This is a genomic window from Ligilactobacillus hayakitensis DSM 18933 = JCM 14209 (assembly GCF_000615845.1).
Taxonomy (GTDB): Bacteria; Bacillota; Bacilli; order Lactobacillales; family Lactobacillaceae; genus Ligilactobacillus; species Ligilactobacillus hayakitensis.
The window spans coordinates 22,325-47,624 of the sequence record NZ_BAML01000004.1; the positions used below are offsets into that span (position 1 = coordinate 22,325).

Annotated in this window: 31 protein-coding genes; all 31 read right to left on the minus strand. The window is 33.0% G+C overall.

From position 1 onward, the window contains the following. Positions 1 to 16: 16 nt before the first annotated feature. Positions 17 to 217, minus strand: a complete 201-nt coding sequence (locus tag JCM14209_RS01780) for a CPCC family cysteine-rich protein (protein WP_025021922.1) — start codon at positions 215 to 217, stop codon at positions 17 to 19. Further along, a complete protein-coding gene (locus JCM14209_RS01785; protein WP_025021923.1) occupies positions 186 to 452 on the minus strand; it encodes a hypothetical protein in 267 nt (88 codons plus the stop codon). Before JCM14209_RS01785 ends, JCM14209_RS01780 begins: the two co-directional genes overlap by 32 nt. Continuing rightward, complete coding sequence (locus JCM14209_RS01790; protein WP_025021924.1) at positions 424 to 765, minus strand: hypothetical protein; 342 nt, start codon at positions 763 to 765, stop codon at positions 424 to 426. The genes JCM14209_RS01785 and JCM14209_RS01790 overlap by 29 nt, the downstream gene beginning before the upstream one ends. A 461-nt stretch (positions 766 to 1,226) precedes the next feature. Continuing rightward, the gene (locus JCM14209_RS08785) at positions 1,227 to 2,255 is read right to left on the minus strand and encodes a Fic family protein (RefSeq protein WP_155830648.1); all 1,029 of its coding nucleotides are present in this window, start codon (positions 2,253 to 2,255) and stop codon (positions 1,227 to 1,229) included. Between the two features lie 467 nt (positions 2,256 to 2,722). Next, a complete protein-coding gene (locus tag JCM14209_RS01800) occupies positions 2,723 to 3,976 on the minus strand; it encodes a GH25 family lysozyme (RefSeq protein WP_025021925.1) in 1,254 nt (417 codons plus the stop codon). A gap of 3 nt (positions 3,977 to 3,979) precedes the next feature. Next, on the minus strand, positions 3,980 to 4,228 hold the full coding sequence (locus tag JCM14209_RS01805; RefSeq protein ID WP_025021926.1) for a phage holin: 249 nt from the start codon (positions 4,226 to 4,228) through the stop codon (positions 3,980 to 3,982). Further along, on the minus strand, positions 4,225 to 4,533 hold the full coding sequence (locus tag JCM14209_RS01810; RefSeq protein WP_025021927.1) for a hypothetical protein: 309 nt from the start codon (positions 4,531 to 4,533) through the stop codon (positions 4,225 to 4,227). The genes JCM14209_RS01805 and JCM14209_RS01810 overlap by 4 nt, the downstream gene beginning before the upstream one ends. Positions 4,534 to 4,564: 31 nt before the next feature. Continuing rightward, entirely contained in the window at positions 4,565 to 5,128 is a 564-nt protein-coding gene (locus tag JCM14209_RS01815; RefSeq protein ID WP_025021928.1) for a hypothetical protein, read from the minus strand. 108 nt (positions 5,129 to 5,236) lie between these two features. Next, a complete protein-coding gene (locus tag JCM14209_RS01820; protein ID WP_025021929.1) occupies positions 5,237 to 6,409 on the minus strand; it encodes an SGNH/GDSL hydrolase family protein in 1,173 nt (390 codons plus the stop codon). Between the two features lie 125 nt (positions 6,410 to 6,534). Then, a complete protein-coding gene (locus tag JCM14209_RS10220) occupies positions 6,535 to 7,848 on the minus strand; it encodes a phage baseplate upper protein (protein ID WP_025021930.1) in 1,314 nt (437 codons plus the stop codon). Beyond that, the gene (locus tag JCM14209_RS01830) at positions 7,848 to 8,147 is read right to left on the minus strand and encodes a hypothetical protein (protein WP_025021931.1); all 300 of its coding nucleotides are present in this window, start codon (positions 8,145 to 8,147) and stop codon (positions 7,848 to 7,850) included. The genes JCM14209_RS10220 and JCM14209_RS01830 overlap by 1 nt, the downstream gene beginning before the upstream one ends. Further along, a complete protein-coding gene (locus JCM14209_RS01835; protein ID WP_025021932.1) occupies positions 8,128 to 8,334 on the minus strand; it encodes a hypothetical protein in 207 nt (68 codons plus the stop codon). Before JCM14209_RS01835 ends, JCM14209_RS01830 begins: the two co-directional genes overlap by 20 nt. Before the next feature lie 3 nt (positions 8,335 to 8,337). Further along, positions 8,338 to 10,200 (minus strand): phage tail protein, encoded by a 1,863-nt coding sequence (locus JCM14209_RS01840; RefSeq protein WP_025021933.1) that lies wholly within the window; start codon positions 10,198 to 10,200, stop codon positions 8,338 to 8,340. Then, a complete protein-coding gene (locus tag JCM14209_RS01845; RefSeq protein ID WP_051523346.1) occupies positions 10,200 to 11,027 on the minus strand; it encodes a phage tail domain-containing protein in 828 nt (275 codons plus the stop codon). Before JCM14209_RS01845 ends, JCM14209_RS01840 begins: the two co-directional genes overlap by 1 nt. Before the next feature lie 14 nt (positions 11,028 to 11,041). Then, positions 11,042 to 15,145, minus strand: a complete 4,104-nt coding sequence (locus JCM14209_RS01850) for a tape measure protein (RefSeq protein ID WP_025021935.1) — start codon at positions 15,143 to 15,145, stop codon at positions 11,042 to 11,044. Positions 15,146 to 15,449: 304 nt separating this feature from the next. Next, positions 15,450 to 15,635, minus strand: a complete 186-nt coding sequence (locus tag JCM14209_RS01860; RefSeq protein WP_025021937.1) for a hypothetical protein — start codon at positions 15,633 to 15,635, stop codon at positions 15,450 to 15,452. A 15-nt stretch (positions 15,636 to 15,650) separates the two neighbouring features. Continuing rightward, a complete protein-coding gene (locus JCM14209_RS01865; RefSeq protein WP_025021938.1) occupies positions 15,651 to 16,115 on the minus strand; it encodes a hypothetical protein in 465 nt (154 codons plus the stop codon). A gap of 70 nt (positions 16,116 to 16,185) precedes the next feature. Continuing rightward, positions 16,186 to 16,323 carry a hypothetical protein gene (locus JCM14209_RS10190; RefSeq protein ID WP_164476338.1) on the minus strand — a complete coding sequence of 46 codons (138 nt, stop codon included), beginning with the start codon at positions 16,321 to 16,323 and terminating at the stop codon, positions 16,186 to 16,188. A 62-nt stretch (positions 16,324 to 16,385) separates the two neighbouring features. After that, on the minus strand, positions 16,386 to 16,811 hold the full coding sequence (locus JCM14209_RS08805) for a phage tail tube assembly chaperone (RefSeq protein WP_025021939.1): 426 nt from the start codon (positions 16,809 to 16,811) through the stop codon (positions 16,386 to 16,388). A 48-nt stretch (positions 16,812 to 16,859) separates the two neighbouring features. Next, complete coding sequence (locus JCM14209_RS01880) at positions 16,860 to 17,555, minus strand: phage tail protein (RefSeq protein WP_025021940.1); 696 nt, start codon at positions 17,553 to 17,555, stop codon at positions 16,860 to 16,862. Position 17,556: 1 nt separating this feature from the next. After that, the gene (locus JCM14209_RS01885) at positions 17,557 to 17,934 is read right to left on the minus strand and encodes a DUF806 family protein (RefSeq protein WP_025021941.1); all 378 of its coding nucleotides are present in this window, start codon (positions 17,932 to 17,934) and stop codon (positions 17,557 to 17,559) included. Further along, positions 17,934 to 18,329 carry an HK97-gp10 family putative phage morphogenesis protein gene (locus JCM14209_RS01890; RefSeq protein ID WP_025021942.1) on the minus strand — a complete coding sequence of 132 codons (396 nt, stop codon included), beginning with the start codon at positions 18,327 to 18,329 and terminating at the stop codon, positions 17,934 to 17,936. Before JCM14209_RS01890 ends, JCM14209_RS01885 begins: the two co-directional genes overlap by 1 nt. Then, positions 18,322 to 18,678: a phage head closure protein gene (locus tag JCM14209_RS01895; protein WP_025021943.1), complete on the minus strand. Its 357-nt coding sequence runs from the start codon at positions 18,676 to 18,678 to the stop codon at positions 18,322 to 18,324. The genes JCM14209_RS01890 and JCM14209_RS01895 overlap by 8 nt, the downstream gene beginning before the upstream one ends. After that, the gene (locus JCM14209_RS01900; RefSeq protein WP_025021944.1) at positions 18,671 to 18,994 is read right to left on the minus strand and encodes a head-tail connector protein; all 324 of its coding nucleotides are present in this window, start codon (positions 18,992 to 18,994) and stop codon (positions 18,671 to 18,673) included. The genes JCM14209_RS01895 and JCM14209_RS01900 overlap by 8 nt, the downstream gene beginning before the upstream one ends. 11 nt (positions 18,995 to 19,005) lie before the next feature. Then, positions 19,006 to 20,205 (minus strand): phage major capsid protein, encoded by a 1,200-nt coding sequence (locus JCM14209_RS01905; protein ID WP_025021945.1) that lies wholly within the window; start codon positions 20,203 to 20,205, stop codon positions 19,006 to 19,008. Positions 20,206 to 20,208: 3 nt separating this feature from the next. Continuing rightward, positions 20,209 to 20,919: a head maturation protease, ClpP-related gene (locus JCM14209_RS01910; protein ID WP_025021946.1), complete on the minus strand. Its 711-nt coding sequence runs from the start codon at positions 20,917 to 20,919 to the stop codon at positions 20,209 to 20,211. Continuing rightward, positions 20,900 to 22,066: a phage portal protein gene (locus JCM14209_RS01915; RefSeq protein WP_025021947.1), complete on the minus strand. Its 1,167-nt coding sequence runs from the start codon at positions 22,064 to 22,066 to the stop codon at positions 20,900 to 20,902. Before JCM14209_RS01915 ends, JCM14209_RS01910 begins: the two co-directional genes overlap by 20 nt. Continuing rightward, positions 22,066 to 22,260, minus strand: coding sequence for a DUF1056 family protein (locus JCM14209_RS01920; RefSeq protein WP_025021948.1), 195 nt, complete (start codon positions 22,258 to 22,260; stop codon positions 22,066 to 22,068). Before JCM14209_RS01920 ends, JCM14209_RS01915 begins: the two co-directional genes overlap by 1 nt. Further along, positions 22,250 to 24,133 (minus strand): terminase large subunit, encoded by a 1,884-nt coding sequence (locus JCM14209_RS01925; RefSeq protein WP_025021949.1) that lies wholly within the window; start codon positions 24,131 to 24,133, stop codon positions 22,250 to 22,252. Before JCM14209_RS01925 ends, JCM14209_RS01920 begins: the two co-directional genes overlap by 11 nt. After that, positions 24,133 to 24,594, minus strand: coding sequence for a phage terminase small subunit P27 family (locus JCM14209_RS01930; protein WP_025021950.1), 462 nt, complete (start codon positions 24,592 to 24,594; stop codon positions 24,133 to 24,135). Before JCM14209_RS01930 ends, JCM14209_RS01925 begins: the two co-directional genes overlap by 1 nt. Before the next feature lie 174 nt (positions 24,595 to 24,768). Continuing rightward, positions 24,769 to 25,299, minus strand: coding sequence for an HNH endonuclease (locus tag JCM14209_RS01935; RefSeq protein ID WP_025021951.1), 531 nt, complete (start codon positions 25,297 to 25,299; stop codon positions 24,769 to 24,771). Position 25,300 lies beyond the last annotated feature (1 nt).

The following is a 25,300-nucleotide window of genomic DNA, read 5'->3' on the forward strand; positions in this document are numbered from 1 at the left end:
CATCGAGCATTGGACATTAATTAATTTCACGCCCTTCAGCATAAGCCTTTTTAGCTTCCTCTAAGGTCATATGGTTAGGACCACCATCGATATTAGTTTCGCCAGTATTTTCCCAGTTGCATTCGCAAACATCAAAAAGAGCCACTATTCTTCCACATACAGGGCAATGTATACATTCTTCTCCATTAATCATTATAATCTCTTCTGTGGTTTTCATGATAATACTCCTCTCCTTTAACTGGTCTCATCATTGTATCTTTCTTAATAACCTTACAGTTTAGATTAGTTGGAACAAGTACTCCGTCAGTTGAATATAAAGAAAAAGCGCGATTGATAACTGCCTTTAACTTATATAAGCCGTCATCATACGCTTTTTGAATTTCTTTATCCGTAATTTTATCTCTTTGTAACAGGTAATCAATTCTATTTTTCTCGTCTTGGACCGTTGTCATTTACTTCACCGTCCGGTTTAATGTTGCCACTAGCAATCATTTCTAAGTTATTTTTGAATTGTTGCTTTTGTTTGTTCAACATCTTATCTTCTTGCTTAGGATCATCAACAACCGAAATAACTTTCAACCATGTTTCCATTGATACTCCCAAACTAGCTAATGCTTGAGCAATCTGTAGCGGTAAGTCGTATTGAAATGAAATATCTAAGTCTTTCCAAGCTACTTCTCCAACGTTTTCAATCAGATTTGAAGCAAAAGCAACTTGAAAGTAAACTTGATTTTTTATAGTTTGCCCAAAATTTCCCCTTAGCATATTTTTTTATAATTTTATCATTCATTATTAATGAAACAACAAAAAAAGAACGTTGATAAATCAACGTTCTTTTGAAATATATTAACGACGGCGTTCTGGAATACGAGCTGCCTTACCGTGTAATGCACGTAATTACACATGATATTTTTCTATAACTTAAAGGTTATTTAAACGTATATATACCAATATTAGTCTGTACTTTATATATTTTATACTATTACTATATTAATTAAAAATTACTATTTTTTTGCTACCAAATTGCTACCATTTTTATCAATAAATCCTAGATAAAATAACTGTTACTTCCCTCATAAATATTATATCAAAAAAGACACCTTGCCTCTACTTATATAATAGTAGAAACAAAGTGTCTTTTTTCGTCGCAAAATCACGGATAAATTTTTTAACCATAGCTCTATAAGTATAAATTTTTTTCTTTATTCGCGTTGAAAAGAGAGCGGCTAATTTTGCAGTAACTTATCAAACCACTCTACAGATAATCTTCTTGTCTTAGGTGATTTTTTTGTCAACTCTAACGCTCCTTCTTGAGTAAGCTCATCCAAGGTTCTTCTCACTTGAGTATTTTTAAATTCTTTAGTATATTCTTTTAAATCTCTATCTTCTATTCCGTAACCATAGTCATTAAATAAATAAGACTGAAAATGTAGAAATAGTAATACTTTTTCAATATCCGTCCTTGCATAAGATGCAATTAAATTTTCTCCATAGGAGAGCATGTCTCTTTTTTCTTCTAGGTCTTTAAGCAATGATTTCTGACCTTTAATCAATATTTTCATCATATCAATTACAAAAAAAGTTGCTTCTCCGTAATTTCTGGGATTTTCTACATCTAAAAAAGATTTATAATACTTACTTCTGTTTTTATTAATTTCACTAGATAATGTAATTGCTGTTAAAGGATCTAACTTATATCCTAAATAAACGCAAGCTATATACCTACCAGTCCTGCCGTTTCCATCTTTGAAGGGATGTACATATTCAAAAAAGTAGTGGGATACTAACGCCTTTATTAAAAATGGTGTGTTACCATTCACAAATTTAATCCAGCTCATTAAATCAATAGATGTATCTTCTTCATTAATCTTAGGTACGTGATGTGTTGTAAAATCATTTCCTATTCGCGTAAATGAATTTCTAAATAACTTTCCGTCAGGAAAATCATCATTAGATATTTCACCTTCTAGTAAAAAATCATATATTTCCCGAATATCTTCCAATTTGCTTATTTTAAGATTTTCACCATCGTTTATTTTCCAATACATCTTAACGAAAGAATTCAACCTTGTTTTTTTCCTCGACTTATTTTTTACATTTGTTATGGCCTCTGTAATTTCTTCGCTAGTCGTCTTAACGTCTTCGATATCATTTGTACTTTTAATTTCTGTTAATAAAGTATAGTTAAACAGTTGGTCTGACGCAATCCTCGGTAGAGTGTTTCTTAATTCTGTAATCTTCTTTGAGTTTTGCATAATTGCATCTTGTAAAGTTAAAATTTCCTGAATAGGTATCACGAATAATTCTCTGACATCACTTAACCTTTCCCCTCTTAAAACTGGTTTATGAATAAACCGGTTTTAATCGTCGTAGGATTATTGTATCTAATATTGTACTCCTGTTTCACATCTTTCCCAGGATTAATATAACTCCATTTACTTAAATTTTTGTAGTCCATCTCATCACCTTCTTTTTAATTTTTGGGCTTTTATTAAAATAATGGTACATATTAATCAATTAAAAGTCAATAAGAGCCTATTTTTAATTTTTTAGTTCTTTTAATTACCTAAATATTTAAATTATTTCCAAAAACAAAAATCTAAGCACAAAAAAGCCCACCTCCCAAACGGGAAGTGAGCTAAAGCCGTATATTTTTTTGTGGCCACTTTTAAAGGTTAGAGATTTTAACTAACTATTAGGAGTGGCCAAAATTTTTCGTTCGTTATTTAAATGTTCCGTAAGCATTCCTTTGAGAGTCCCTTACGGCGATATAGCCATATTGACCATTAGAGCGAGGCTGTCTTACATAAGTAAATCCATTTGTCTTAGCGTAAGCATCATACTTGATTTCACTGCCATTACCTAAAACTGAAATCACACTTGATCTTGGACTAGCTCCCCATCTTAAATGCAATGGACCTTTAGTAATTCTGAAAGTTGCTTTTTCTTTAGTCCAGGTTACTCCTAAATCATCAGTCCATTTATCCTTAGTTTGCCGCTTTAACTCGACATTGCCACTCGCCTTGTTTGTGGCTAAAATTTCGATATCTGATTTTTTAACCCATGACATGATGTCAGCAAGCAATACCTTGTCGCCGGATACTTGCAAGACTTCATGCGGTTGTCCTTTAACGAAACTTGGAATTGCTTGTCCAGTCGCATAGTTCTTAGCGCTAAAGTTTATCTTAACCGTATATCCAGCTTTAATATCAGATTTTGAAGTAGAATCAGCAACAATACCGGCTTTAACTGCCGGAGTTTGCGTCTTCGGATTATCGGCTTCTCCTTTTTTATAACCATTATCAGTAATTCCTGTTAAGTCAATATCACCATCAAGTCCGCCAGCAATGTATGTGCTAGTAAATTGAAAAATGCCGATATTTTCGAATGACGGGAAGAAGTTGTAGTTTGGAGTTGGTGTGACATTGTAATTTGGATACTCAGCTAACCACAGTTGTGCTTGCTTTGCTAAATAATGCAAGTCAGTGTTGTTAGTCAAATAATTCTTATAGCCGTATACAACTGGAGTATAACCAGCACTCTTAATTCGTTGAAGAGCATGCGCAATAGCATTTGTATTTTGATAGCCACTTTCAATATCAAGAGCTACAATACTTCCTTTTGGAGTTTGAATTTTTGGCAAGAAGTAGTCAAGCACTCGGTCTGCTTGAGCATTTGTCGTTACGTTCTGCCACCAGATATACGTGTGTGCTCTTTTACCTTGTGCAATTGTATATTGAACTTGGCTGGGATAAGTCCACTGATCATACATGCTCCAACCGTTAGTTGTACCTCCAATTTGAGAAATAGCAAACTTATCCTTAGCGTATCCAAACTTACCGTTAGCTCCTTGATAAACAGCCCAGTCTACGCCGAAATCTCCCTTAGCAGCATTGACATTAGGCGCCAATAAAAAAAGACCTGCACCTAAAGTTGCAAGTCCCATCATCAATCGAGTATTTTTCTTTCTCTTCATATATTACTCCTTTCCTTCAATTTTCGCTTTGATTTCATCATCTTTAACGTCAGCGCTATTGCTTGCAAGCCCTAGCGTTCCGAGAATAGTCAAAATTGTATTGACGATTTCCATTACCTGCTTAGGGTCGCCAGTTAAATGCCAACCGAATAACTTGGCCACTTCTTGAACGAGCACAACGCCCAGCAACGCTAAGGATGTCACCGTCTTTGCGTTCAACTTACCATCTTGAGTTAATAATGCTTTCATCATTTTATATCACGCTCCAAACTTTCAATTCGCTTATCGTGTTTAATTAATTCGTCATGGTGTTTTTCGACCTCATCTTCCAGTTTTACCAAACTTTTATGTTGTTCTTCAAGATTATTATTAAGTCGATTAATCGTATTCGATAACTTTATAAACTGCTGCTGCAGCGGATACGTTCCAATAGTAATAGCATTATTTAATGCTTTAGCCCCATGTCTAATTAGCCAATAAATTCCACTAAAAAGGACGGAAATAACTGCCAAAATTGACGCTATTTCCGCCCAGGAATATCCTAGCAATGTGTGCACATATAGTCACCTCCTTATTTTTATTTATAACTCAGTATTTAATAGTAACTTTTTTAGTATAAAAATCACCTGATAAACCTTTATAAACTATATATACAGTTTTTCTGTCAAAAAAACTTTTCAACATTGTGATATCAAGTTCTATTTTTTCGGATTGTCCTGCAGGAACTAAAGATTCTAGATTAGACTCCACATCGTAATAAGGTACGTTTCCAAAAAATTGAACTGCTACTTCAGCTCCCTTACTTCCGTTGAGCAATGCTTCTATATCTTTTTCAGCAACAAATCCTATAAATCTATATCCTTCAACAGATTTTCCTGTATTTACTATCCAATGTTTTAATTTATATCCACTCATATCTCTGTATGCTTTAAGACAAACTTCTCCATCTTTTTGATTAGCATCTAAAAATTCTTCTCTCTGTTTATGCACTTGATATATAACTGCTAAAATCGCACCAATGCTACCCAAAGCTCCGAACCAATCAGCCAGATTATCAAAGTTACCATTACTTATATCTAGGCAAATAAAAACTATTATAGAACTTAGAAATGCAGTTAAAACAGACATAATCACTAAATCTTTATTATTCATAATAAACACCTCTATTAATTCATAAGATGAGTGTACTATTATTTTTCAAAATTAGCTATTTATGAACATTTAAATGTATCTTTATCCTCCCACCCACCGCTAATTAATTTATTTATTTGTCCTAATATCTTCAGCTAACTTCTTAATGGTTGCATATGTTAAATCGCCCATTTTTTTATAACCACTATCTGCTGGATGAGTACTGTCAGCAACTTTTCTAATTGTCGCTGTGTTGTAATCATCAATTTGAACGTCTTCATATTTGAAATCATTGATAGGATCAACAACAAACCAATATGGGATATAAGTATAATTATTATCCAAACAATACTTTGCCATTAACCTATTCCAACGTTGCCGTCTAGTTTTAACATCAATGTGTGCATTGTTTAATCTAGCCGGTTCGATTGTAGATCCCAAGGCTATTTTTATGTTTGAATCATACGCTTTAATGCTACTAATCATTTCATCATACGCTTTGAAATCTTCTGAAAAATCATTATCCATATCAGGTTTATTTAACGTTACATCATTTGTTCCTAAATTTATGATTACAATATCAACATCAGAAAAATTATTCGTATTCATATAATGAGAGAAATCAAACTTGCCGTTATTGATAAACGGATTATTATATGAATTGTACTGAGTTCTAGTTGTATATATCTTGGCAGACCAACCACCTCGACCCTCGTGTTTGGTGTTATCTCCACGAGTTCCAATAAATTTAATCGTAGCGTTTTCATCTGAATTAGCTAACTCTCCAGCACGATTAGGATAGATATTATAATTTGTTAAACTATCTCCAATTATTAATACTTTAATGTTTTGCCCTTTACCTGCATCGATTGGAATTTCATTGATAAAAATTTTTGATTGTTTTCTGTATAGTTTTGGTGCATATCTCCAATAATTTTCAGGTGATGAACCTAAAATAGCGTTAAAATCCAATGCTCTATCACCAGAATTAGCTGGAATTCTCCAACCATTACCACTATTATTTTTAGCTATAAGATTACTGAAATTATCATATAGAAAAACCTTGATTACGTCTGTATTTACTGCATATTCAATTAATGTATCATCGTAGATTTGCACAGGTAAGTTTGCCATTTTAGGCAAACTAAGACTAGGTGGCAATTTAAAATCTGCAAGAGAATTACCTAACTGTTTATATGCTGTATCAAAAAGCCCATAAATGTCGTTTTCTATTTCTTTAGGAAGAGTGTTTCCCTTAAAAAGCGATGGATATTGTTCATCTGAAAAGGTATTCGTTGACATACTAAATCTGATGTATTCAGCGTTTTCCGTATTAAAAATACCTGGATTAGTTCTATTTGTATAAATCTGTTTAATGAAAGATTTATCTGACGAATATAAATTAATGTATACAGATGAAATGCCAACTACTTTAGAGTTGCGCTTACACCATCATATCCAGCAAAAATATAATCTGAATTCTTTTTTACTGGAGTATAATATGGAGTCCAACACCAATTACTTTGTGTTTCCCTCATATTTTTATCGTTAAGCCATTCTCCAGTATTAACATTCACATATAGTTTTCTCTGCCAAATTTTATCTTGTTGGTCTAACGCATCCAACATTTGATTGTGCAACGCTGTAGCTGTTGCATCAGCGTTTCCTCGAGGGGATTGATAAGCGCCGCCGTCTGTCCATTGTCCATTAACGTAGTACCATTGGTGTCCTGTGTCAACGGCAACAAAAATACCTTGAGCGCCATTAGGATAAGCTTGCTTAATTGCATTGGCATTGGGATATCCATGTACTCCATTATCCATTTGTGCAATTTTATTCTCAACAAGTGTCTTAGCTTCGCTCATTGAACTTGTAACTGTTTTATTAAGTTTATCAATTTTTTCATTAAATTCGTCAGAAATTTTCGTGGTCTTAGTTTGTAAGTTTTCATCAAATTTATTGGAAATTTCTGTGGCCTTAGTTTGTAAGTTTTTATCAGTATTAAGTAATGATAGTTTTAAGTCGTTAATTTCATCATTAATTTTCAGTTTATACTCAACCGCATCGGAGTTGGTAAATAAATCATCATTTTTGATTTTTGTTTCAAGAGTTACAATGCGTTGTGTCAAACTATCTAGCATATTTCCGGCTGCGTCAGATTTATCAGTAATCGCTTTTTGAATATCATTAACTTCTTGTTTAAACTCATCAACTGCTTGCTTAAGTTTGTTCTTGTCGGCTAGTAACTCATCATTGATTTGACTGAAGAACTTTTCCAATGGACTAATATAGTCACTAGGAGTTAATCCGCCAATAACCCAATCAGCAAGTACTTGAAGTTTAAATTCAAGTGTCGCAATATTTTTATATCCTTTCATCACACGGAAAAACGATTGCTTATATTGACCAGCAACCGTAAAAGCTTGAGCTGGTAAATCAAAGCGGAACTTACCTGATGTTGGATCTTCATAAAAAACTGCGTGTTCGTTATCCAAAATCTTATGTTCATTATCAGGTAAAACCCCCTCAAAAAGAACGTTCGCACCCGTTAAATCAAACGGTGTACCATCTTCGTTGGCAATCTCAACGAAGACTTGTCTTAGTCCGTCTTCATATTGTCTAGCTTGCACCCAGTTTGGATTAGCGCCGTAGTCAATATTTGAAACGTTACTGCTCTTAGCTTCTAGCATTGTTAGTGGTCGATAATCTTTACCAATCACATATTTTAATGTTTGTGCCATTAGATTACTCCTTTCTTTTGTAAAATTTTAGTTACTACATTTTCAATCATTTCCTCATCACTACCTAAAGTTACACGCTTTAACCTTGCTTTCCAATCTTCGTTTAAAGCATCCGTTTTATCATCTAATCGTTTAATCTCATCTTCAAAATAATTCAAATTAGTTTTGCTATCTAATTTTGTTTCAATCTCATCAGTATTGCCATTAACAACACGCTGAATTTGATTGAAATTGGAAACCGTCGCATTATACTGAGTTCGATCAGTCAAACCAATATCATCAAGGTTCAGTTGTTCCATCACTACCACCTAACTTTCTTTCTATCTCGTCTAACCTATCATTAATCTCATCAAGTTGTTCTTTAGTAACAATAGGACTTTTATTGTTTGTCTTATCATCAAATAGTACGTTCTCAATTACTGTAATTCTGCTATCCAATTTCTGCAGACCTTTTGTTAGTTTATCTATCCATTCCCAAATATTCATACTTTAGCCTCCAACAAAATCATTCAGCCACGTTTTTAATTGTTGATTCCCACCAAATTCACTGAATTTATTAGAATTAGCATTATTAATTACTTCATTTGTAGAACTTTTTAATTCAGATATAGCCTTATTAACTTGTCTTTGCTTTGAGTTTTGATAATCAAGGATATTTTGAACATTGGAGTTTAATGTTATTGATGTTTGATTATCAACTGGATATGAATACGGGTACCAGGTGAAACCAGTCAAAGTAAAGTCTGTTGATATATTCTGCGACTTAACCATGACGTGCATGACATCTCCAGCTATTGGTCTAACGCCAGTAGTAGTTGTTACATCAATAGACAATGACGGATTAGGTTGCAATTTAGTCTTAACGTACTCAATCATTGCGTTTTTATCCTTAAATCTATCATCTTCAATTGGTTCTGCTGGATGTTCACCATATTTCTTGATAGATTCTTCATCACGATACATAAACGGCGCAAAATAATAGTATTCTTGCGTATTTGAGTTTGAGTTAGTTTCTGATGATGTTTCAGTGTCAGTATCGCTAGGACCATTCTTAATTAATTCTAGTGGATCTAACCAAGTTCCATCATTGGTAAATGATTTTCCAACAGCAACGTTGAAATCAGCTTTAGTTACTCCAACATGTAAATGACTTGTATCACGATAGCCAATAACATCACCGACTTTAACCGTATCTCCTACATTAACTATGATATTGCTAGCACTTGAAAATGCTTCTTGATAAACAACATTATATCCGCCACCAGAAATAACAACGTAATTACCAAGCCCACCCATATATGACTTGATTGTAACTTTTCCACCATGAATAGCATGTACTTCACGTCCTGGATGATCTACAGAACCAAAATCTAAACCATCATGAAAGCCGTTTTGACGATATCCACCATCGTTACCAAACCTTTGAGCTTGCATAAAATTACCTTCTCCCACACTAGGAAAAGGCCAACCCCAACCGCCACTTGTTGTAGTAGTTGTTGTGGTAGTAGTCGTTTCTGTAGTAGTTTCAACAGAATATTTTCCACCAATGCAATAGACCATATTCGTTAATGATGTTGAATCAATACTAAATTTAATCTCACTTGCATTATTCAAGTAATCTATTCTATTACCACGATTTAGGTTAAACTCATCTGTTGAATATACTCTAATTTTCCGATTATCTGGATATATAATTGCATTATCCCAAGTATCGGAAATCTTAGATAACATATCAGCACCAGTTCCGTCCTGTAATTCTTCTAATTCTTTCTTTTCAAAGCTACCAATCACTTCATAGGCAAAACCAAGTTTGTTATCTTTTAACCAATGATCTAGCACATCTTGAATTGAATAAGTCACTTGATTTTGATTATCCTGTTGTGTTTCATCAGTGGTTTTAGTTGTTACTTTAGTTGTGGTATTACCTTCTGTTTTTTCGCTAGTATTAGTTTTAGCGTTATCACTATCATCAGACTTAGAAGAATCAGTATTATCTTTTAGAGCTTTAACATCTGCTTGTTTATCCTTGTCTGTTGGGTCAACGTACTCTTTATACTTCCTAATTTTTTGTACTTCAAAATAAACATGAGTAGCTGTTACTTGAATACTATCTAATCCACTAGATGAATCATTAGCCACTTGTTTAATGATATATTCTTGATTGTCCAAAAAAATAGAAGCTTCACTTTCCAACATTTGATAAGCTAAGCTTCCGTCATTATATGCAGTTAATTGTAAGCTCCAAGTCTGATTTACTTCCCACTGGATTTGTACAGACTTAGGGTCAAACAAATTCAAAGGCTCTTTTTCAGCACGATTAACCCCTTGAACTAAAATCTTTCCTTGAAACATCAGATATAAATAAATGGAAAACTGAACGTGATATCATTGCTATTCGTGCCACTAACAACAATATCATTCCATCCAGCATTCAACACAATATGACCGTAATCTGTGTTTACTGTTGCTGGGTTTCCATTAACAGTTGTTACAATTCCGTCTAGTAGAACAGTTTCATTCCCATTAGATGATTTATTGTAACTCCAGCTAGTTCCATTAGTTGTGTTAGTAATTTTTAGAGAACTACCACTAAACTTACTAATGATTTTTAAATCATGTTTACCAAGATAAGGGTCAATTGGTATATCACTAGGGTTGTAAACTCTAAAGGATTTATCCGAGAATCTATATGAGTAATCATTATCAATCAAGTTTTGACCATATGACCATCCTTTTAAAGCATTTAAATCAACTTCATCTGATCTATATAGACTATATTTCATTCCACTAGGATTATCGAATGGAATAGTAAAAGTAACCCAATTTGATCCTTTATCGTCAGGACTAATTGTAAATGAAGATGCTCTAACATATCTCACCAATTGACTATTTATTTCTTCCCTAATTCTAAATAACCCTTTTTGCATGAAAGTTCTCATAATATCATGCTTTGCTAATATATAATCTTGCCAAGTAGAAAAATATAATAGAAACTCACAACTAACAACAGTAGGGTTATAGGTAGAATAATTCCATAACTCTCCATCTTGTGCGGGATTAGATTGATAAGTATTAGTTATCGCTGGATTTTCATCTAAACTAAGTAATTCTACATGCTGAGTGATATCAGATAATCTCATCTCTTTCCCATTCTGTGGTTTAATATAAAATTCGTTCAAAATATCACTCCTTTCTAAAATGTTTGATAGTTAATCAATTTTTGATCTATTGCTTGTTGCTTATACAATTTATTTTTATCAAATCCACTCTCTCGAATAGCTTTTAATTGTTGACTGTTTAACCCCAATAATTGACTAAACATCGCTAATAGCGAATCAAATTTATCGTTTAATTCTTTTATATCTCTATTATCACGATTTATTGAATGTCCTGGATCTTGCTTAGTAAATTCAGAAGTCAATTCATGCATAAGTTGCCAAGCTCTAGGACGCTTAACTGGATCAGTTGGAATAATATATTCAGGTTTATTATTTTCAGCGACTTCGATTAATTGGTTAGTATCAATTCTTCCGCCATAAGCCATCATTCTATGACCTGAAGGCCCCCAACCTCTCTTTACTCCGATTGGTGGGAAATCATTTCTCCAATTACTATCATTTAAAACTGCCATAATTTGATCTAAGGCAGAATGAATATTAGCATGTCCTGGAACTGCCCAACTTTTCCAAGTACCAAGTTTATATTGGAATAATCCAATTGGTAAACCTGTTCCGTCATGATCATCATAACCACCATTTTGAGCAGGATCTACACCAGATTCAGTTGATGCTTGATAGTACAAATGCTCTATATCACGTTTACTAAGTTTTTGATGCATCAATCTAGCAGCGTGTTTAGCTATCTTGGCAAATTCAGATTTAGCCATTCTACCAGCAGGGCTATTTCCATCGCCACCAGCTTCAAAATCTTCAAATAATTTCTTTACCCAATCAACCGCTAAACTTGCCAATTTATTAGGAAAGTTAGTAACAATATCGCCAGCTAATCCTTTAGCTGATAAATTACCAATATGTTTTTCAAAGACTTCTTTTAAAAATTCAGCTGGTTTCTTTAAAATATCTTCTGCTTCATCAACTAAATCAACAGCACTATTCCAGACACCTTTAAAGAATTTACCAATACCATTGGCATATGCTGGAATTCCTAGCATTGTAGTTAATTTATAAGTATCTTCGCCATTTAAAACGCTTGATCCTTTAGGCAAAGGAACCACCATATTACGTTGTTTAGGGAAAATACCTACTTTTCCATTAGGTAATCTAAACATTTCACGGTAATGTTCACCTACACCGTCATTAACTAAAGCTAATCCACCTTGATGTGTTCCGTTTGAACCTTGTACATCAGCTGTGCCTTTAGCATAAGATACTGTTGGAATTGCCCAACTAGCATTTATTTGTGGAGCGCCAACTTTATCGAGAACCCAGTTAATACCATTCTTTAAACCACCTAACATATCATTGAATGGTTTAACCACACCGTTTACCAAATCTACAGTTTTATGTTTAACACCTTTAACTGCTGAACCAACAATATCTTTTAATTGTCCGAATTTATCAGTAAAAGTATTTACCATATCACCTAATCTGCCACCAGTTTTATCATTCAACCAATCATACATATCCTTAAATATATTTTTAGTAAACTTACGAATATTTTTAGCAGTATCGTTAATATCACCGCCTAATTTATCCCAATGTCCACTGGTAAAATCTTTCCAAGTATTAGTGTAGGATTGAATAGCATTATATCCTAATTTAAACTGTTTAGGATTCTCTTTAGCCATTTTTTTAGCGACATTAAGTGTTGCATTATTAAGATTATTCCATGATTTTACAATCTTATCTTTACCATTATCAGCATTTTTCTTTAAACTATTCCAGCCATCGCTAAACTTCTTTTTAGTGTCTTTCCACATATTATTGGCAGACTTAGCAACATCTTTATTAAACTTATTCCAACTCTTTTGAGTGTTCTTGATACCTTTGTTAGTTGTATCTTTAATTGATTTCCAACCTTTGCTGAAGAATCCTGTAATATTCTTCCCTACTTTAGATATCTCTTTAGGTAAGTTTTTAAAGAACTTGACTATATTATCAAATGCTTTTTTAGCATCCTTTACTAAACCATCAACAAACTTCTTGAATTTTTTATTGTGTTTATATAGTTCATAAAACGCAACACCTAAAGCAGTAATCGCTAAAATTGCAATACCAAATGGATTAGATAGAAATACTGCTTTAAATCCTAATGCTAGTTTCTTTGCTGCAGATAACATACCATTGAATGCAACCTTAACAGCTTTACCTGTAATTGATGCTGCTTTGCTAAGTCCACTCAAAGCTGCTTTTGCTGCTTTAATTGAAATCTTGGCAGTCCATTTTAAAGCTTTTTTTATACTTATCCCTGTTTTTCTTGCAATCCTTCCAACTAAAGTTAATTCCCGTTTGGCATCTTTACTATCAACTTTAGGTTTAAATATCACATTAGACAAGATTTTTCTTCCCTTGTTCACAGTCCATAAACCAATTAAAGACTTTGTTAAAAGATCAATCGCCTTTTTATGTGATGCGATTTTCTTTAATAATGAATCGATAGTTTTTAAAGTTGAATTAGTTTTTGAACTATTTTCACCAACTACACCAAACGCTTTACCAATAGTTTCTATTGTGTTACTAAATGTTTCCCAGATTGCATTACCTACTGTTTTAAAAATTATAGATATACTATCAACAATGCCCTGTATTGGTTCTTTATTTTCTTTAAAAAAATTCCCAATTTTAGTAGATATATTTTCTATGTTTTTAGTAGTTTCATTTATTACATTTGTAAAGTTACTTTTGCCAAAAGTATCTATAATATTTTGAATACCGCTAACAACTGCTGCTTCAAGATTTCCAACAGCGCCTTCAATAGTTGCTGTATTTTTAGCTGCTTTCTCTGCTGAATCCGTTGATCCTAAGTCCATAATAGCTTTATTAAACTCTTTAGCGCTTATTTGCCCTTTTTCCATAGCATCGCGAAAATTACCAGTATAAGCACCATTTTTCTTCATAGCCTCTTGTAATTTACCAGATGCACCAGGCATTGCATCAGCTAATTGGTTCCAATTTTCGGTAGTTAATTTACCAGCACCAGCAGTTTGTGTCATTACCATTGCTACAGATTTGAAAGTTTCTGCATTCCCACCAGCTTGAGCATTTAAGTTACCAGCTGCCTCAGTTAATTTCATGTAATTTTTAACACCGTTAGCAGCTAACTGTGCAGTTGTATTAGATACGTCATTTAATTCATAAACTGTATCATCAGCATATTTTCTTACTTCTTTTGAAACTTTTTGAATTTCTTTAGAACCAAAGCCACCTAGTTGCATAGTCGACTTAAATTTATCCATTGCATCACTTGCTTTAAATGACTCTGATATCAAGTTAGAAAAACTACCTGTAAGAGTACCAATTGCATTGGATGCAGTTACCGCAACAAAAGTATTATTCATTTTTTCTTTAAATTTTGATAATCTATTATCAACTTTTTCGGTCTGCTTTTCGAAAGATAATACTTGATCTTTTAATTTGCCAAAAAACGTAGTTGGTTGTTCTTTTAAAGAATTATTTAACTCATTAAATTTATTTTTAGCTTTGGCTATTGCTGTTGCAGTTTCGTTTAATCTAGTCTTTTGCTTCATGTATGCTTCACTCGTCATACCTGTTTTACTTGCAACAGACTCTAATTCTTTTTTTTGCAACTGATACTGTTCATTTAAACTATTCAATGCATTCTTGACGCCACTTAACTGTGCTTTTTTAGCTTCTACTTCTTTGCCTTCTGCTCTAAGTCTTTCAACATAACTCTTAGATAAAGCTTGTGTAGTTCTATAGCTTTTCTGCAAATCAGCCAAACCGCTATTATAATAGTTCATTGATGTCTTAGCTTTAGCTTGTTGTGCTTCGTAACTAGCTAATTGACGTGTAGCAGTCTGAATATCTTTCTCTAACTTTAACCAAGTATTAGCTTGATCCTTATTAGTTCTATCAAGTCCTTCTTGCCTATTTTTTAATTCATCAATTTTTTGTTTTTGAAGCTCGATAACATTACTAATACCTTCATATCTGGACTTTAAGGCATTTAAACTATCGCCTGCTGTTCGATATGCCATTTCGTTAGCTTTCCATGAATTAGTCAAAGCTGAAATACCATTCCTAAAGGCCGAAATACTTTTAGCAGCCTGAACTGTATCTACAGTAATTTTTGTCGCCATTTCATTTTGAACTTTCACTTAAATTTAACCTCCTTTCTTTCAAAATAAAAAAGCCAACTTTTTCAGTTGACTTTTATTATTCAAAGTATAACCTACCTATCTTCGCCAATATGGTCTTACATTTCCTACTATGCCTAAGATAATATATAAAAAAATCCAAATATAAATATGTTTCCACATCCAGTCCCAGAAGAACACTGTGCCAATAATTACAGCTAGTGTTATTGAAATAATTAGTATCCACCAAAAGTGATTATTTATCTTTAACCAATTAAATACTTTCTTCATCTATCTCACCTTCGGGACTTTCTTAAGAATCAACCTATTTTAGTATATTTTTTCGTTCCTTTATTAATATTTCCAATTCATTTAATTGCTTTTCATTTGCAATTTCACGAATAAATTTTCTAGCATATGAACCATACTGATAATTTCTTTGTTTATCTCTATTTTTGTTTTTCCAACGCCTATTTGCTTTCAACTGTGCCTCTGATGTTTTTTTTACCATTTTTATCACACCTAATTATAGCTGATTGTATTCTATCTTAAACGTCTTGCTATTAAATTCCTCTATTTTTTCTTTTATACATTCTCCACGTATTGAATAGCGGTGAAGTTTACCTTTATATAAATAACACTGATACAAAAAACCATCTTTAAACATTAAAGTTACACTTGGGTTATATAAAAAACGTTCTTTATATTCTTTCGGATGATCTTGAGCATACAAAACACCTATAAAAGTTCCTAAAAGATTACCAAATAAACTTCCTAAAATTCCCCATCTAAATTTATGACTTTCATATCTAGTTTCTAATTTTTCTTCGCTATTAACACTACCTTGTAACAAATCGCTATACTTATATAGCTTACATTTTTCGGTGTCCCAGTATGAGATTAAGATTTGTCTTTTTTTATCATTAAAATATATGTTCTTACACTTTAAATCACTATCTAAGATAAAATCTATCTTTTCGCTCCAATTCACATAAACCACCTTCTTTATTTACCAATATTATATAACATATTAAGTTATAAAAGAAGTGATTTATAAAAAATTACTTTCCCCGTAAGCGTCTTAACGCTTCTCTTGGCGTAACTGGTCTATCTTCCTTAGCTTTAGCAGACATTACTTCAACTATCGTTTCAAATTCTTCTTCATCGCTAACAGATATCGCTATACCAGATTCCAACATCAATTTCTGTTGTAGGTATAGCAAGTCTTGATATTCATTTTGAGTATCAATTAAAGTATCTGCTAAGCGTCTAATTCTTTTTTTGGATCTTTATCCTTTTTAACTTCTGAATTCATCATAGCTTTAATATCTTCTTCGGATTGGCCTTTAATTCGCATAATTACATAATTAATATAATTACCTAATTCTTCAAAAGTTAAGTTATCTTCAGCAAGATCACGCTCTTTATTAGATAAATTCAAAGCTTTTTGCAAGAAATCAAAAGCACTGTCAGCAAATTCAATTTCCGCGTTATTCATTTTAATTGCATTGTTAATAAAATCTTCATTGCTGGTATCTCTTTCTTTTAGTAATTCAGCTCTATCTTGCTCAATACCTAGCTTTAATAGTTTATTCATCATCATATCAGCTAATTTGATCTTCTTAACCGTTACTTTAATAAAAACTGGTTTCTTTAATCCAAGTTTTTTTGTATTAATTTTAACCATAATAAATAATCCTCCAACGTTTCACATTTCTCGTCTCTGTTTATCTAATTAATGTAATTCAGAACCGCCATCAACTGCTACGCTATTAGTCTTGGTTCCGCCCGGAATTTTAAGGCTTGCAACACCATCAAAACCACCAAAAACTTCTTTGAACATTGCATTAATATCAAATCCTGCTTCATCATCAGCCCAAACCTTATAAGGTTGTGTTACTCCTTTATCATCAACAAAAGTTGTATCTTTAATTGGAGCTAAAGCTTGATAGGTCAAAGCAGTATCAGCTTCTGTAATATTGTTATTATCAGTACCGTGGTTTTGTGCTGGTTGAGTTAATTCACCATTTGCAAAGCCTTCATAAATTCTTGTTCCGTCCATATCTTCAGAACAAATTAATAATGCCACATTAGGCTTAGAACCAGATGTAAGCACGTAACCACCTTTACCATCAGATACATATCCTTTTAGGCGGTTTAATAAATCTTTTTTGATATCTAACATAGTTAAGGCAACTTGTGGTTGTTGTTTACCATGAGTGATACGCTTAGCTTTATTATTTGCCCATTTAATTGTACCGTTTTGTTCTAAACCAGTAATATTAGCAGTTGTAGCACCTTCTCCATCGCCATCAACTACTTCAACTCCTAATTCACTAACACCTTTTTTAGCATCTTTAATAATATCGCCTTTATCGTCAACGATACCAAATGCTGCGTATAAAATACCATGAGTTGTTGCTCCTGCCATTCTATATACCTTCTTTCACTTTTAAAATTTTTGAAAAATAAAAAACCTTAGTCCATTGTTTAGTGTCTGGGTCCTTAATTCTATTCCTTGAAGTTTCAATCTCCCAATCATCATTATTGAATAGTTGAGCTAATTCTATTTCGTGATTTTGAAAATCATCGCCACTCAATTTATAGAAAATTTGAACTTCAACCCCTACTTGCCAATACTTGATCTTCATATTGGCATAAAGACTAGGTTCATTTAAATATTCAGTAATTAATACTGTATTTTTATTTGTATTTACTTCCACATTACTTGGAATAGAACCAGAGTATAACTCATCTATCCAAGTAATATCCTTCATCAATTTTTTTGCTATCGTGGTTGGTGTTTCCACTACTTACCACCTCGCATTATTTTGTCATATTCAGCCTTATTAGCTAGTAGAACTTCCGTCTTGGACTCATTAACAGTATTATCTACAAAATGAGTTGCTGGCATTTTAACTGTGCCATCATTTAAAAATCTAGCAATATAAGCCTTTTTACCAAAACCAACTGTTGAGCTGCCGTCTTCTTGACCGTCAACATTAGTATCTTGTGACATAACATATTCTTTTAAATGCTTTTCTTTCTTGTGATTTAACTTAGAAACTGGTGTATTTTTTCGTAAATTCTCTTCTAGTACTTTAGCTCCCGCTTGAGTGATTTTCTTTTTTTGCTCCATATTAGGAACAAGTTTATTCAAACTCTTACTAAAGTCTTGTAGTAATTTTTCAAAATCATTAGCCACGCTTGCCAGCTCCTTTCTTTTTCCTAATAACCACATAGTCATAAGCCATATAGTTATTAGTATCATCAGGAGAGATAGACACTACTTCATAAGTTTCATTTTTATATTTAGCTAATGTGGCTTCTTGAACTTTATCATTGTGTCTAATTGCCACAGTTAGAGTATCATCAAGCCCTAAGCCTGTTAACTGAAACTGTTGAAACATGGTTCGTCTCTGCGGTGCACACCAACATTTAAACAAGCCAACTGGCTTTTCAACTGTATCTCCAGTTAAATCATCAGCTACAAAATTAACAGTCTGGAACTCGATACGCTGATTAAATGAAGAATGTAATAACTTCTTAGGCATCGCTATCACCTTCTTCATATAACGCCAGTTTCCCACGTAACTGTGAGATTATCGCATTTAAAGTTAGATTAATAGGATAAGTCATTACATCTTGTAAAGCCACTCTGTAATCATAATAAGCACCAGCTAAAGCTAAAATTGCTATTTTTTGAATTGCAATAACATCTTCTTGTTGCCAAAATTCATTATCGCCACCTACTGCAGTTTTAATATAAACTTCAGCAGCATTAATATATGAATTTAGTAATCTATCGTCATCATCAACATCAATTCTAAGAGATAACTTTAAATCATCGAGTAATATTTCCTTATCCATCTAAATCACCTCTAAGCTTTAGATGTGCCTGCTAAATTAGCTTCTTGATCTTTAATAGTTTTGAACGAACCAGCTACCCAAGCTTCACTATCAGTTGCTACTACGTCAAAACGATCAATTACACGAACTTTAGTTAAATCTTTTTCAAACGCTCCTCCACCAATGTTAGTAGATAATAGAGACATATTTTCACGATCAAACAATGTTACTGCTTGTTTTAGATCACCATAGTATAATGGATGATTTCCAGAATTATCTGGTAACCAACGATCAGCAATTTCAATTACTCGCTTACCTTTAATGATGTATTGATCTGGTTGTTTAGGATCTGGTTGTAATAAGTAACGTCCCATTGCATCCTTAACTTTAGCTAAAGTATTCAAACCAGATGTATTAGTCATCAAGAATGACGTTGTTTTAATTGCAGGATCTACTCCTGTATTAATTAAATCGATAATACCGTCAAAATCTGCAATAGTTGGTTTCTTAGGTGCCTTATTCATTACATCAATAATTGCCTTGTTACGTGTAACTACTACCTTTTTAGCAATCCATGCAGATAACCAAGCTAAGATATTTTCTGCAGTATCTTTCAATAAAGTATTTGTGACAGTAGTAATACCTGCATAACGTTTAATTGCGAACTTGATTAATGTTAGTTTTGGATCATCATTATCGCCAATTGCTGCAGTTTCATCATCTAGATTAGCTAATGGTGTAACATCAGTCCATTTTTCAAACACACGAGAACCACTTGGCATAGATACAGATTCACGATTTACGTATTGTTCTAATGAATCATAACGGCGTACTAATTGATGAATAGCTGTTTGAATATCTTCAGGAATTGTTAGGCCAGCATTATTACCACTATCATCTTTAGAAGATGTAACCATCGCTAATACTTTAGGATCGTTATTCATCATACCAATAAAATCTTTAACGAATTTTGCTTTTAAATCTTTTTCATTATCATTCAATGGTTCTTTTACACTATCTGGCATGTTATAAACTTGTTCAGCTCGTGCAGTATCTAATTGTTCTTTTAAACTATCACGACGTGCAACTTCTTTATCACGTTGCGCTTTCAAGTTAGCAAATTTTTCTTCATCGTAATTATCATCAATTAAAGCAGCGTTAATTTGCATGTTTAAATCTGCTACTTTTTGCCCAGATTCAATCCAAGCGTTATTAAGTTCATTAATATTCATGTTTTACTTCCTTCTTTCCATTAAAATAGCCAGTTTCTTATCCTTTAAACTTGGATTTTCAAACTGGCTTGTTTCTTTATTTTGTTGTTTGTCTGCTTTTAAAATTAAATTCATTAACTTATTAATAGCTGATTTACTAGGTATATCTTCCATAGAATTCATAACTGGTTCATCTTCTTCATTAACGAACATAATTTCATCAGCAAAACCTTTATCTACTGCATCTTGAGCAGTCAACCATGTTTCATTTGACATCATTTGTAAAAGGTCAGATTGTTTCATGCCTGTTTTTAATTCATAGGCACTGGCAATCGATTCATCAATTCCACTTAAAACACCTGCTTCATGATTTAAATCATCAGCATTGCCGTCTACACGAGTCCACGCTTTATGTATCATGATTTGAGCTGTTGGTGCAATTGATACTGTATCTCCTGCCATTGCAATTACTGATGCAGCGGATGCAGCTAACCCTGTAACATTAACTTTTACATTAGATTTATTATTCTTTAACATACTATAAATTTCAGAGGCAACAAATACATCGCCACCATTCGATGCAATATCAACAACAATATCGTCATCACCTTCAGCAACTTCTTCATCTAAAATTGCTGATACTTTTTTAGGGCTTGTACAAGTCATGCCAAAATAATCATAGAACATCGCTGTATTATCATCAACAATATCTCCTTTAATTAGAACTTTCCGCATCGCTATCACCCCCTTTCGATTTTAACAATGCAGGTTGTGCTTCTGGTAAATCTTTTGGAAAATAACCAGTTTCTTGAAGTAAGTATCTAGCTTGATTATGTGCCAACATACCATTTTTAGTTAAACCAGATAATACTTGAGCGTATCCATCTTGTAGTGGATCTATTGCTGGTCTAATATTGTATCTAATATCCGCATTTAACTTATTATCAAGCTCTGATACGATTGATTCCATATATCGAGATAAAGCATTAGCATACATTCCTTTTATCTGGTCTAAAGATGACTGTTGGTCTCCTTGACCGTTTAAATAAGAATTGGGAATACCATACACCTTAGCAATTTGATTACCAGTCCAATCAGCTTGTGCTAATAATTTAGCAATATCCGATTTTATTTCTAAAGGTGAATATTCTTCTAAATCATCAATTACAACTGGTCCATTATTTGCAGCTTGAACTTGCCTCATAAATTGTTTAGAACGTAAAGCTTTTAATTTCCAATCAATAGTACCTTCTTTTTTGATTTTCAAAATACCAGGAGCCATAATTGCTTGACTTAATGCAGCTCTAGTTAATTTATTAGAATCATTTTTAATGTTCAGTTCATTAGCTAAAGCAGATAAAGGACTGATACCAGTCATACCACCGTTTTTTGAAAGTAATCTAAAATGTAAAATATCATTTTGTGGGACATTCATTTTTACTCCAATTTTTGGCTCGTCAAAGGTAATATTGTAAATTAAACCTGAACCGTCATCTAGTAAATATGTACTAACCTGTGATGGTCTCAAATATTCCCAATGATTATCTATACCATTAATGTTTCGCCAACGATATATAAAAGCTTCTCCACCCAACAATAACTGAGCAAATACTGCTTGCCAAAAGGCATGACTATTTGATGTTAAAGTTGGATTATCAATTATTCCTTGATATCTAGTCTTACTACTAATAATTTTTGACGATGCTAAATCTCCAGATAATTGAAAGATTGCTGAATAAATGTCAGAATTTTTTAAAGCTTCTTTAGCACTGATGTAAGTATTACTATTCTCACCAGTCATAAAGTCTAAGACATTTTCATCGCCAAATGGCACACTCATGGTTGCTGTTTTTAAAGCGTTATTAATATTGAATATTGGCATTAACTATCACCTCGCTTTCGTTCAGAGATGACTTCAACTAGCCAACCTAATACAAATAATATTAAGGATATTACGAACCATCCTAATGTAGTATTAACTCTAAAAGCTGTATAATCTAGGACAATCATTGCTGAAATAAACAATAAAACGTCTGAAAGTTGCCATAAATATCCTATAATTCGTCTAAAAATCATCAAAATCACCCCCTAATAATCCAGATTCATCACTCATATACCAATCTTCAACTTGCTTAGTTGTCATTAATTCAACTTGTTTCGACTTATCATTAGCTATTCCAAAATCTTCGAAATGGTACATTGCTTGATACATCGCATCAATAATCGCATCCACTACGTCAATTTTTAGCGTTGCTTTAGCTTTATCCACTTGAATACCGATTTTATCTTCATAAATCTGAGCATTCATCAATGCTTTTTCCATGATTTTATCGTCAGGACGTGTAATTGTTCCTTCAATAAAGCACTTCTGCAAAAATTTTGTAGGATCTTTTAGCTCTGATGTCCGTTGCCTGATACCTTGCAATGGATAATCAGTATTTAACTCAAGTTGCTTTATTGTAGTGGTTGCTCCCCAATCATCATAGCCAAAGAAAATAACATTAAGATCATTATCGTGTATGTAGTTTAATAACCAATGATAAACCTGTTCTTCATTAATCAAACCTTGTGGATGACTGGTAATAGTACAATAACCTTGCTTGGCTAATTCACGATAATTTATACCATCTTGCTTTTCTTTAGCCTCAATTGAACCAGCGTGTTGCCAAGGAATAAATGAATGTTGCTCAACTCTCCATTTAGGAACACCATGATTGGCTGAATAAGGATATACAAATGCTATTGCAGTATTGTCAGAAAACATCGAATAGTCATAGCCGATATATACAGTCCTACCTTCAATATTGAAATTAGACTGGATAGCTCGTTCTATATCACTTAACTTCAAAAAACTATTGGTTGCTTCTGCTAACCATAAATTTAAATTCTTATTTTGAAAGTCTGCTACATTACCAGATAGCATATCTGCATCACGTTTATCTTGTAATCCTTCCATTAAAACTTGTTTTTGACTATCTAGATATAATAAAGGATTTGATTTATACCACGTTTCTGGCTTAAAAGTTTCATCTAAGCTATCTTGAGCCCAAATTAATCCTAAAAAGTTATCTGCATCACGCTTATAGTCTTGTTCCATCGCTTGCTGAATCATTTTTTGATCTTCATGAAATGGAACGCTAGGGTCTGGATAAGATGTTGATATCTGAATGAATTGATGATTAGGCACTTTAACTTGACCTGAAATAATCTTACTAATCTTTTCTCTACTTTTTACTTCTCCAATTTCGTCAAAAATAGCTGTTGTAAAGTGAAAACTATCATATTGTCCTGATTCATGAGAGATAGCACGTAAAACGTTATTCTTTTCTTTCATAATCATCTGATCGCTTTGAGCTTTAAAGTTAACAGTAGCAGCATAATCTTTAAACATATCCGTCTTAACAATGTACTTCATCATTGTTTTAATATAACCAAATATCTTATTAGTCTGTTTAAAGTTAATTGATGCCACTAGATAATCTTGATTAGACAATCCTAAACTTTCTATAAAGTAGGAGTAGCACATTAAAATTGCCATCAAGTAAGTTTTACCTTGTCCACGAGCAACAGATACCATCGCACGACTAAATCTTTTTCGCCCTTCTAAATTTCTCCAACCAAATAGCATACAAAAAATAAACTTTTGCCAATCCATTAATTCAGTTGGAGAATCTGTATCCACATTTGGACACATTGAGGCAAACAACAATAGTTTTTTAGCTTGTTTGACTGAATAACGATAAGGAAATTCCTTTGTGTTCTGCCTTTGCAAATCTCTTAGGTGTCTAAAACAAGCTAGCTTTATTAGATATCCTGTTTCAATTTCTTCATCAAGTACTTTAAAAGCATATTTAGTACCTTCATCTTGATATTTCTTTCTAATATCTGAAAAATCGATACTATGATATGTTCCTAAAACATCATGAGTTTGAGTCAAATCTACTTCCACTAACTTTCACCTCCAAAAATCTTTGCTAATTTTTCAGTTGAATCTTCTTTTTCTTTACTATCAACCAATTGCATCAATTCAGCTCGTGCTTTAGGAGATAAGCCCAGTTGACTACCAATACTGGTTATCTGTATACTAGCGTCTTTCATCGTTGCAACAGCTGGATTTTTACGATAACCAACGAAATCTTTACCCACTATCGAACCACTTGCGTCTTGAAGTGATTTAAATATCTTAGTTTGAATGCCATTCTCTAAGACATCATCATAAGCTTGACGATAAATCTCATATTGCGAGCAGTACAATTCTACTAATGCAGTATCTATTCTTTTAACTCGCTCTGTACTTTCTAAAAAGGGCACGATTTTGCGCCAACATACCTTTGCTACTGTTCCTAAGTGCTTTGGCGGCGTACTGCTTAAACGCCCATCATTCTGCTGATAAAAGACTTTTTTAACCACCGGCTTACCTCCTTTCAATTGTGGTACCCCCCCTAGGTAAAAATTTCAGAAATTGCACTTTTTTATAAGGAGATTCCTATGTGTGCGCTCTTCCTTGTCTCCTAATAGGGGCGGGTATAAATTTAAATTTCCTTTTAATATAATTCATCCGATTTGTTTAAAATACATCTACGGCTATTTTAGGGATGTTTTAGCAAGTCTATTCATTTTTAAAACAATCTCACTAATATTTGTAATTTTAGGCACTTGTTTCAACTGGTTATCCTTACCTGTGCCATAGTACCAACGTTCCCAATCTGTCTTGAGTCTATGACACTTTGAACAGATTGTAGCAAGATTACCAGTATCTGCTCTCAAGTCTGTGTCATATTCAATTGGTACAATATGATCTACTGTCTTAGCACTGGTAATCCTATTAATTACTTTGCAATACTGACACAAATAATAATCTCTATTCAATACCAACTGTCTTAAGTTTACCCACTGCTTACTACGATAGAAGTTATATTGTTCAGACTTATTACTATTCCTATTACGTGTAACTGTATTGTAGTGATGCTGATATACCTTACTTCTTGACCTTGCCCACTTCTGTCTATTAGCTATATACTCTGCTTCATAACTATAATGTCGTTGACAATAATGGTCTGGCAACTCTACCATCGCATGGCAATCTTTATACCTACATCGTCTAACTCTTGGCACA